Origin of the sequence: Blautia sp. HCP3S3_B11 (assembly GCF_052064435.1) — a bacterium.
In the GTDB taxonomy this organism is placed as follows: Bacteria; Bacillota; Clostridia; order Lachnospirales; family Lachnospiraceae; genus Blautia_A.
The window spans coordinates 1-9,688 of record NZ_JBQHVP010000036.1; the positions used below are offsets into that span (position 1 = coordinate 1).

General features: G+C 45.9%; 10 protein-coding genes and 1 pseudogene. 5 read left to right on the top strand and 6 right to left on the bottom strand.

Features of this window, described 5'->3' with window-relative positions; all coding sequences use genetic code 11:
• Positions 1-90 precede the first annotated feature (90 nt).
• The 4 genes and pseudogenes from ant(9) to ACTNC0_RS17855 form a co-directional block, all read right to left on the bottom strand.
• Positions 91-741 (bottom strand): annotated as a pseudogene (gene ant(9) / locus ACTNC0_RS17840) (aminoglycoside nucleotidyltransferase ANT(9)); the annotation flags it as partial.
• A gap of 24 nt (positions 742-765) precedes the next feature.
• A complete protein-coding gene (locus ACTNC0_RS17845; RefSeq protein ID WP_002578723.1) occupies positions 766-1,536 on the bottom strand; it encodes a nucleoside phosphorylase in 771 nt (256 codons plus the stop codon).
• A gap of 24 nt (positions 1,537-1,560) precedes the next feature.
• Positions 1,561-2,079 (bottom strand): XRE family transcriptional regulator, encoded by a 519-nt coding sequence (locus ACTNC0_RS17850; protein WP_441088443.1) that lies wholly within the window; start codon positions 2,077-2,079, stop codon positions 1,561-1,563.
• Between the two features lie 185 nt (positions 2,080-2,264).
• Positions 2,265-2,369: a helix-turn-helix domain-containing protein gene (locus ACTNC0_RS17855; RefSeq protein WP_441088444.1), complete on the bottom strand. Its 105-nt coding sequence runs from the start codon at positions 2,367-2,369 to the stop codon at positions 2,265-2,267.
• A gap of 365 nt (positions 2,370-2,734) precedes the next feature.
• On the opposite strand from ACTNC0_RS17855, the gene ACTNC0_RS17860 reads away from it, so the two are divergent.
• From ACTNC0_RS17860 to ACTNC0_RS17880, 5 genes are all read left to right on the top strand, one after another.
• Positions 2,735-3,148 carry a cysteine-rich VLP domain-containing protein gene (locus ACTNC0_RS17860; protein WP_058722955.1) on the top strand — a complete coding sequence of 138 codons (414 nt, stop codon included), beginning with the start codon at positions 2,735-2,737 and terminating at the stop codon, positions 3,146-3,148.
• 111 nt (positions 3,149-3,259) lie between these two features.
• Positions 3,260-3,655 (top strand): replication initiator protein A, encoded by a 396-nt coding sequence (locus ACTNC0_RS17865; RefSeq protein WP_441088445.1) that lies wholly within the window; start codon positions 3,260-3,262, stop codon positions 3,653-3,655.
• A gap of 182 nt (positions 3,656-3,837) precedes the next feature.
• Entirely contained in the window at positions 3,838-4,782 is a 945-nt protein-coding gene (gene mobV, locus ACTNC0_RS17870) for a MobV family relaxase (protein ID WP_007215985.1), read from the top strand.
• Complete coding sequence (locus tag ACTNC0_RS17875) at positions 4,766-4,981, top strand: hypothetical protein (RefSeq protein WP_007215986.1); 216 nt, start codon at positions 4,766-4,768, stop codon at positions 4,979-4,981. Before mobV ends, ACTNC0_RS17875 begins: the two co-directional genes overlap by 17 nt.
• A 90-nt stretch (positions 4,982-5,071) precedes the next feature.
• Complete coding sequence (locus ACTNC0_RS17880; RefSeq protein WP_007215987.1) at positions 5,072-6,583, top strand: recombinase family protein; 1,512 nt, start codon at positions 5,072-5,074, stop codon at positions 6,581-6,583.
• A gap of 173 nt (positions 6,584-6,756) precedes the next feature.
• Here the strand turns inward: ACTNC0_RS17880 and iadA are convergent, their stop codons facing one another.
• On the bottom strand, positions 6,757-7,905 hold the full coding sequence (gene iadA, locus ACTNC0_RS17885; RefSeq protein WP_441088447.1) for a beta-aspartyl-peptidase: 1,149 nt from the start codon (positions 7,903-7,905) through the stop codon (positions 6,757-6,759).
• A gap of 32 nt (positions 7,906-7,937) precedes the next feature.
• Entirely contained in the window at positions 7,938-9,458 is a 1,521-nt protein-coding gene (gene yfcC, locus ACTNC0_RS17890) for a putative basic amino acid antiporter YfcC (protein ID WP_441088446.1), read from the bottom strand.
• Between the last annotated feature and the right edge of the window lie 230 nt (positions 9,459-9,688).

Sequence of the window (9,688 nt, forward strand, 5' to 3'; positions counted from 1 at the left end):
TTCATCCTGTGTATTTTATTCAGTTTTCAATGTCACAGATGAAGGAAAGGGGCTAAATTTATGCCTAAAAATAAGGTTTTCGGACAGGCTGAGGGGGGGGAATCTCTCCGGCAATTTTAAAATTACCCATTTTGCGGCAACATCTTTTGTCGTGATTTCTTCTGTTACTAAAGTAAACCACATTCGTGATAAGGTTAATAACACATTTCTTTCATCACCCTTAAAGCTGGAAATCAAACCAGGTAAAGAAAACCGAATTGCTTTTTTAATTTCGTGAAATGGGATAGCGGGAATAAGCTCTTTGCTTTCCGCCCCCTTCAAAGTTATGCTATTTTTTCTTGCTTGCCATAATAAAATCATTATATCTGGGTCATTGCAGGCTTGCGGATATTCTCCTGCTTCCATCTCTCCCCTTAGCCATTCACCATACATATACTGACATTTTGGCGGAAATTGCAACGGAACAATATCAGATTGATTGATAATAGTTACCTCTAAAGGTCTTTTTTCAATACAGCCTACGGAGCCAGAAATTTTCAATAATTGCTTTGTTAGATCTGCTCTGATTGAATTACTCAATTCTTGTTTAGTAATTATCAGTATATCTATATCACTATCTGGACGCAGCCCATTCATTGTTGCTGAACCATATAAATATATCCCCAATATTTGACCTTGTAATATGGTTTCTGCTATTGAAATAACTTGATTTACTTGTTGTGGAAATTCATTTATATTCATTGTAACTCCTATATGTATTTATTTTTACTCCTCAACAACTGATAAAACAGCGTCTAAGGCTAATTCTAAGGCTATGGATATACTTGTTTTTCCCCATTCTCTTTCTTGGTATTTATGAGGGTCTGCAAGAGTATCGGCTGAAAAAAGCAGCATAGCCCATGTAACTTTTCTAAATTTTGCACACGCCGCCAATGCGGAACATTCCATTTCTACTACTTGACATCCCTCTTCTTTCCGATACTGAACCATTTCTACTGTTTCTCGATAAAAACCGTCTGTTGTCCATGTTTTAACTTCCCAATATGGTATATTCTTTTGGCTTAAAGCAGATTCAATCGCATTTATACCAGCCTTTGAAATCTCTACTTCTCGGGAGGGAGGAAGATAATGGTAAGATGTTCCCTCATCTCTCAATGCAGAAACAGGTATCAAAAATCTATTTTCCGGGATGTCTTCCAATACGCCGCAGGAGCCGACGGAAATAATCTTTGTTACACCCCCTGCAATTAAATATTCTAAAACTTGGACGGCAGCAGCACTTCCCACAGGAGCCGGACATAGACATATTTTCTCCTGATTATAAAGACATTCATAAATAGGATATCGTCTTGTTGCACTTTCAAATTCATCTATCTGTATTCCATCATGGGTATGTGCATAATTTTCAACCTCGTCTCCTAAAAAAGCAAACACTGCTTTTGCAGGAAAACATTTTTTCCCATTTCCCGGCTGAAAAACAGCTTTTGATGCGGTATCGTACTCTAAAACAGGGTAGTCATGCTTTACTAATGGCATATTATTATCTCGAATAACAGGCTATTATTCTATTCCTTTCATCATCTTTTTTGCCAACTGCTTGAACAGGTCGGCAGTTTCTTCATCCATCGGCGTAAGCTGTCCGATCTGTCCGGCAACCATCGCCGCTACATCGTCAATGGAAAGCGGGTTTTGCTTCTGTTCCGCCAATGCGTCCCGCATGGCTTGGAACATCGCGGCGGTCACAGCTTCTCCCGGCTGTTCCCCGTTGTCAATGTCTTTCTTAATATCCCGCAGGATAGCAAGGAACACATTTTTGATTTTCTCAATCTCCGCCTCATGTTCCCCCATCTTCTGGGCGTTCAAAAGCTGTAAATCCTGCTTTGCTTCCGCCCGGTGTTCCGGGTGTTCTTTCATCAGGTCGGACAGGGAAGCCGTTGCCATCTCGATAAGCTGGTTTCTTGCTGTTATGCCCTTTGCCGCCGTATCCTGAAAATAAATCCGTATCAAATCTATCAGCTTGGGAAAATTCCTGTGTTCCAACAGACGGTTGAGGATTTGCACATCAACAGCACCCGTCACAAGCCCCCTCACGGCCCCCTCACGGCCCCCTCTGACAAGCCTAATTCAGAAATATCGTAACTTTTACGGACGCTCACGGTAGACAAGCCCAGTATGTAGTCTGTCGATACCTTAAATTCCTTTGCCACACCTATGAGAATATCACTGCTTACCGTTCTTGTTTCGCCGCTGACAATGCGGCTCAATTAGGAAGCGGAAACGCCTATCTTCTCCGCAAGTTCCTTTTGTGTGATGTGGTTCCCGTTGCATAAATCGGAAATCCGCTGTCCGGGTGTTCCGGGTAAAGCCATAGACACGCACCTCCTCCGCATACTTCCATTATACAAGATAATTGCAAAAATGCAATTTCCAAAGTGTAAACTTTATCAAAATGCAATTCTCGCAAAAAGCCGGGATTTGCATTTTTTTCGTGTAGACTTAGGGTAGTTCATCGATGGACAGCACCTTGAAAACAGAATGACCGTCCGAAAAGAGAATACCACGGCTGGGGAAGCACCGCCAGGAGCCGGACTTTTGGACACTTTGTCCAGAGGTCACTTCGGGACAAAACGTCCCGAAGCTGCGGGGAGCGTGCCAACGCCGGAATACGCCGCAGGAATGGGGCAGGAAACCTTTTCGGGGAGAACGGCAACGGAAAGCAAAATGGAGGGAACGCATGAGAGATAACCCCTATAAAGACTTGCCGCCGCTGGAACGCAGGCCGGACGGTTCCCTTTACCGCATGACCCCGGCGCAGAGAAAACAGGCGGCCAGCCTGATACGCCGGGAGTGCTGTTGCTGTGAGGACGGCAACTGCATTGTCCTTGACGATGGGGACACCTGCACCTGCCCGCAGACGATTTCTTTCTCGGTCTGCTGTAAGTGGTTCCGCTGGGCGGTCTTGCCGCTGGACGGGACGCTGGAAGCGGAAATTTTCCGGGATAAGGACTTGAAACGCTGTGCGGTCTGCGGTGGCGTGTTCGTCCCCAAATCCAACCGGGCAAAATACTGCCCCGGCTGTGCCGCCAGAGTTCACAGGCGGCAGAAAACAGAAAGTGAACGGAAAAGGAGGTCTGCTGTGGACAGTTAGGAGCGAAAAAAGCCTTGATTTATCAGGCTTTGCAAGCCCCAAACCGGGGCAGGTGGTATAAAGTATCGCCCGCCCCGGAAAACGGGCTTCTAACCGTCCACAAAACGAACTATGACAAATACCATCTATATCCACCAGCCGGAAAAGGCGTTCAGCTTCACCCGGCTCCCGAATTTTCTCTTTGAAGCCCCCACATTCAAGCCCCTGTCCAACGAGGCAAAGGTTCTGTACGCCTTTATCCTGCGCCGGACAGAGTTATCCCGCAAGAATGGGTGGGCGGATGACTGCGGACGGATTTTCCTGTATTACCCTATCTGTGAAGTGGTCACACTGCTCCATTGTGGGCGGCAGAAAGCGGTGAATACCCTGCGGGAACTGCAATACGCCGGACTGGTGGAGATCCAGAAGCAGGGCTGTGGAAAACCCAACCGCATTTTCCCAAAATCCTATGAAGCGGTTCCAAACACCGACTTCAAGAAATTCGGTTCTAGTACGCCGGAGGACTGAAAACCGTACCCATGAAGTACGGAAATCACTCCTGAGACGTACGAAAACCGGACGGTATATAGAAATACAAAGATAAAAAGATTGATTTATATTCTATCCATTCCAATCCTATCCGAGCTATTTTCTGCGGGATTTTCCCTGTGGAAAACCCCGGATAGGAAAGGAATGGGGAAAGGAGCAGAATGGCACAGCACGCAATTTTGCGTTTTGAGAAGCACAAGGGCAACCCGGCAAGGCCGCTGGAAGCCCATCACGAACGGCAGAAAGACCAATACGCCAGCAACCCTGATATTGACACCAGCCGGAGCAAATACAACTTCCATATCGTCAAGCCGGAGGGACGCTATTACCACTTCATTCAGAGCCGGATTGAGCAGGCCGGGTGCCGAACCCGCAAGGACAGCACACGGTTTGTCGATACGCTGATAACCGCCAGCCCGGAGTTTTTCAAGGGGAAATCCCCAAAGGAGATACAGGCGTTTTTCCAGAGGGCGGCGGATTTCCTCACCCACCGGGTAGGGCGGGAAAATATCGTGTCGGCGGTGGTACACATGGACGAGAAAACGCCCCACCTGCATTTGACCTTTGTTCCGCTGACAAAGGACAACCGCCTGTGCGCTAAGGAGATTATCGGCAACCGGGCAAACCTGACGAAGTGGCAGGATGATTTTCACGCCTACATGGTGGAGAAATATCCCGACTTGGAGCGTGGGGAAAGCGCCAGCAAGACAGGCCGGAAGCATATCCCCACCCGGCTTTTCAAACAGGCGGTTTCCCTCTCCCGGCAGGCAAGAGCCATTGAAGCCACACTGGACGGCATTAACCCGCTGAACGCCGGAAAGAAAAAAGAGGAAGCCCTCTCCATGCTGAAAAAGTGGTTCCCGCAGATGGAGAATTTCTCCGGGCAGTTGAAAAAGTACAAGGTCACAATCAATGACCTGCTGGCAGAAAATGAGAAGCTGGAAGCACGAGCCAGAGCCAGCGAGAGCGGCAAAATCAAAGACCGCATGGAGCGGGCAAAGCTGGAAAGCGAACTGCACGATATGCAAAGGCTGGTTGACCGTATCCCGCCGGATATACTGGCGGAACTGAAACGGCAGCAGCGGCAGTATGGAAAGGAAAGGTGATTTTATAAGTAACAATATCAGATACAAAAAGGAAACAGAAGTCGTGACTTTTCAGGGAAAGGAAATCACGCTGGAAAACCTCTCCCCGGTGTTCACGCCGGAGCAGGAAGCGACCAAACGCCGGGAACTGGAGCAGCAGCTTTATGAGGTGTTCCGCAAATATGCCGATAAGCGGCAGAAAGAGGAAGCCGGGGCATAAATCCCGAAGCCATCGTTGATTTGCGGGGCTGCTGGCGGTATAATAGAACTGTCAGCAGCTCCGTTTCTTTTTAAGAAAAGGAGCGACAAAATGAATAACAGGATAGACGCGATCTATGCAAGGCAATCGGTAGACAAAAAGGACAGCATTTCCATTGAAAGCCAGATTGAGTTTTGCAAATACGAATTGAAAGGCGGGAACTGTAAGGAATACACAGACAAAGGGTACAGCGGCAAGAACACAGACCGCCCGAAGTTTCAGGAACTGGTGCGGGATATTAAGCGGGGCTTGATTGCAAAGGTCATTGTTTACAAACTTGACCGTATCAGCCGTTCCATTCTGGACTTTGCCAACATGATGGAACTGTTCCAGCAGTACGATGTGGAGTTTGTGTCCTCTACGGAGAAGTTTGATACCTCCACCCCGATGGGGCGGGCTATGCTGAATATCTGTATCGTGTTCGCCCAGCTTGAACGGGAAACGATACAGAAGCGGGTGACAGACGCTTACTACTCCCGCAGTCAGCGGGGCTTCAAGATGGGCGGGAAAGCCCCTTACGGCTTCCACACCGAGCCTATCAAAATGGACGGTATCAACACAAAGAAGCTGGTGGTAAACCCGGACGAAGCGGCCAATATCCGGCTGATATTTGAGATGTACGCCCAGCCCACAACCTCTTACGGGGACATTACCCGGTACTTTGCCGAACAGGGGATTTTGTTCTACGGCAAGGAACTGATACGCCCCACACTGGCGCAGATGTTACGCAATCCCGTCTATGTGCAGGCGGACTTGGATGTGTACGAATTTTTCAAAAGCCAGGGTACGGTTATCGTCAATGACGCCGCCGACTTTACGGGGACAAACGGCTGTTATCTGTATCAGGGGCGGGATGTGAAGCCCAGCAAGAAAAACGACTTGAAAGACCAAATGCTGGTGCTGGCTCCCCATGAGGGCATTGTTCCGGCGGATATATGGCTGGCTTGCCGCAAGAAGCTGATGAACAACATGAAAATCCAGTCCGCCCGAAAAGCCACCCACACATGGCTGGCGGGGAAAATCAAGTGCGGGAACTGCGGATATGCGCTTATGAGTATCTTCAATCCGTCCGGCAGGCAATATCTCCGCTGTACGAAACGGCTGGACAATAAAAGCTGTCCGGGCTGTGGGAAAATCATCACTTCCGAACTGGAAGCGGTGGTTTACCAGCAGATGGTGAAGAAGCTGGAAAAGCACAAGACGCTGACGGGCAGGAAGAAAGCGGCAAAGGCCAATCCCAAAATCGCCGCCCTGCAAGTAGAGCTTCTCCATGTGGACAGCGAGATTGAAAAGCTGGTGGACAGTCTGACGGGCGCGAACAATGTCCTGCTCTCCTATGTGAATGTGAAGATAGCGGAACTGGACGGGCGCAAGCAGGAACTTGTGAAGCAGATAGCCGAGCTGACGGTGGAAACCATCAGCCCGGGACAGGTCAACCAGATTTCCGGCTACCTCGACACATGGGACGATGTATCCTTTGACGACAAGCGGCGGGTGGTGGATTTGATGATTACCACCGTTGCCGCCACAAGCGACAGCTTGAACATTACATGGAAAATCTGACGGGCGGTAATCCTCCCGTCAGACCGTTACCCTGTGTAGTCCCTTGTAAACTGTACTTTATGTCTGTAAAAGACTACGAGCCCATTATATCATAAAGTGCTTATTAAAGTGAATTTAATATTGCAAAAAGCACCAGCCAACTGAATGACTGATGCTTCTAACATCAATATACTTTATTTTGTATAAACTGTATTCCCTTTTGCAATTACTTCAACAAGCTGAAGTTCCTGGTCAAGAATACAAAGATCCGCATCATAGCCTTCTTTAACCTTACCTTTTCCTTTGAGGCGAAGAATATCTGCCGGATTAGATGTAATTGTAGAAATAGCTATTTCTAAAGGAATTTCTGTTTTAAACACACATTCTTTTACTTCCTTCAGAAGGCAGCTGGACTGTCCAACGCCCATTCCAAGGAATTCGCCATCACTACTGTACATCGGAAGGCTTCCCTGTCCATCAGAAGAAATTGTCATACGGTCAGGATTTACTCCTGCATCCAACATCCGCTTGATACCATTACATACACGTACCTCATCACAGATAGTTTCCCAATAGTCAATATCTTCATTTCCTGTAAAGTCGACTGCTCCGCCTTTCAGCGCATACTCAATCGACTTGCCAAAAAGCATCTCATTTCGATTGATATGTGTTGGCAGTATTTGAGAAGCCGGTATCTCTGTCTCATCTACCACTCGTTCAATAAGATCTAAGCATCTCGGACTGTCGCCAAGATGAACATTTACAATACCAGCTTTCCCGGAAAGAACACCGCCAAGTCTTGTATCCGCAACAACACGTGCAAATTCCTCAAAAGTCGGCTGTGAAGAACGATGATCAGAGATCGCGATTTCTCCAGTTCCAACGATTTCCTGAATCATCATAATATCTTTGACAATACTGTCCGTCAACGTATGAACCGGAATCTGATAACTGCCTGTATAACAGTATGCAGACATTCCCTGCTCATTCAATCCTTTTGTCTTTGCAACCAGTGCACACATATCACGACCGATTCCATCCGTTCCAAGGCAACCAACAACTGTTGTTACTCCAAACTTCGTAAGTCCTTCCATAGTTGCTTCCGGAGTACGATTGGCGAATCCACCTTCGCCACCGCCTCCAAGTACATGAACATGACAGTCAATGAATCCCGGAGTTAAAAGTAACCCCTCTCCATTGATCATTTCTGCCTCAGAAAGAAATCCCTCTGCGGATATAGAACCTGCATCTTTAATCTTGACAATCTTATCATTGATTATAAGTACATCTTTTTTCCCCAGATGCTGTGGGGCATAGACATCAATATTCTGAATTAATTTCATCATAAATCACTCTCAATTATCAAATGTATGTTTTAGAATCCAGTTCCAACTGCAATAAGAATTGTAATAATTGCACCAATCATTAATACGCCAAGGAATTTCCACATGAATTTAATCCAGTTAGACCACTCAATCTTTGCAATTGCAAGAGATCCGATCAGGCATCCGGATGTAGGAACAATCAGGTTAGTAAATGCATCACCAAGCTGGAATGCAACTACAGCTGTCTGACGTGAAACACCTAACAGGTCTGACAGTGGAGCCATGATTGGCATTGTGATCGCAGCCTGTCCGGTTCCGGATACAACGAAGAAGTTGAATACGGACTGGAACAGATACATAAGTACTGCTGCAACTGCTCCGGAAACTCCAGACAGTGCATTTGAAATATTATACATAATTGTATTAATAACCGTAGGTGTTGTCGGATCAGATCCACCAAGAACCTGCATGATACCCTGTGCCATAGCAACAACAAGTGCAGCACCGATCAGGTCTTTTGCTCCATCTTTGAATGATGTTGCGATATCATTCAGTTTCATATCGTTCAGTTTAAAGATAACTCCAATCACACCGGAAACAATTCCCATAATGAAGAACTGAGTAGCAATCTCCGGCATGTAGTATCCTTGAGTCATAACTCCCCAAACTACCCATACAACTGTAGCAGCCAGTGTCAGAAGAACTAAAATGTGTCCAAGACCAAATGAATGTCCTTCGTCAATTCCTGTTTTTTCATTCTGCTCACGGAAATATGAATCAGTCTTATATGCGATTGAGATTGTCGGAGTCTTTTTGATCTTTGACGCATAGAACATAGTCATTCCACAGCCAAGAACTGTAAATACTACCCACATTACCATACGGAACCCTGCTCCGGAGAATACATCAATACCTGCAATACCCTGTGCAATACCTACAGAGAATGGATTCATCCATGATGAACCGAAACCAATCTGTGTTGCAACATAAGTAACAAGAACTGCGATAACTGAATCGTATCCAACTGCTACAAACAATGGACAAAGAATCATAGTAAACGGAAGTGCTTCTTCTCCCATTCCAAAAACTGCTCCACCAAGAGAAAACAGTACGAAAAGTATCGGAATCAGCAGTTTTTCTGCTCCCTTTGCCTTACGGATCAATCCGATCAATCCGGATTCAATCGCACCTGTACGGATCATGATACCGAATGCACCACCTACTACCATAAGGAATGCGATAATCTCGATTGCAGAACTATTTACGATTCCGTTATACATATAGTTAAAGAATCCTGTTCCACCATCTCCACTAAAGAGTGCTACTCCTTCTGTTACTACATTTCCTGCATCGTCTGTCAGATACTGGAAACTTCCGTCTTTGATTACTGTACGGGTTTTCTCAACACCATTGATCATGTACGAAATATCCTGTGTTTCGTAAAATCCCTTTGGTACAAGGAAAGTCAGAAGTGCTGCGACAACAACTACTAAAAAGATAATAATGTAGGTGTCAGGCACTTGAAATCCCTTGTTAAAAGACTTTAACCCTTTTCCTTCTTTTTTGCTCATTTTCGAGTTTCCCTCCCATTTTTGATATACTATACCAGTGTACCATAGAATGCTTAAAATATAACTAAAAATTTACATATTTTATCAATTTTTGTCATTTTCCTGTATTTTCACCAGTTTACAACTTTATAAATGATAGTCTTAACTTCCTATAAAATTAACTCTCGTCATGTCCAAACAACGCATTATTCATAGTCAAAATCTTCTTCATCCCAGTCTGGATACTGTTG

Coding starts and splice junctions, on each gene's coding strand:
- ACTNC0_RS17845 (WP_002578723.1), bottom strand. CDS start 1,536: ATGCCATTAGTAAAGCATGACTACCCTGTTTTAGAGTACGATACCGCA.
- mobV (WP_007215985.1), top strand. CDS start 3,838: ATGGCACAGCACGCAATTTTGCGTTTTGAGAAGCACAAGGGCAACCCG.
- iadA (WP_441088447.1), bottom strand. CDS start 7,905: ATGAAATTAATTCAGAATATTGATGTCTATGCCCCACAGCATCTGGGG.
- ACTNC0_RS17855 (WP_441088444.1), bottom strand. CDS start 2,369: ATGGCTTTACCCGGAACACCCGGACAGCGGATTTCCGATTTATGCAAC.
- ACTNC0_RS17875 (WP_007215986.1), top strand. CDS start 4,766: ATGGAAAGGAAAGGTGATTTTATAAGTAACAATATCAGATACAAAAAG.
- ACTNC0_RS17860 (WP_058722955.1), top strand. CDS start 2,735: ATGAGAGATAACCCCTATAAAGACTTGCCGCCGCTGGAACGCAGGCCG.
- ACTNC0_RS17880 (WP_007215987.1), top strand. CDS start 5,072: ATGAATAACAGGATAGACGCGATCTATGCAAGGCAATCGGTAGACAAA.
- ACTNC0_RS17865 (WP_441088445.1), top strand. CDS start 3,260: ATGACAAATACCATCTATATCCACCAGCCGGAAAAGGCGTTCAGCTTC.
- yfcC (WP_441088446.1), bottom strand. CDS start 9,458: ATGAGCAAAAAAGAAGGAAAAGGGTTAAAGTCTTTTAACAAGGGATTT.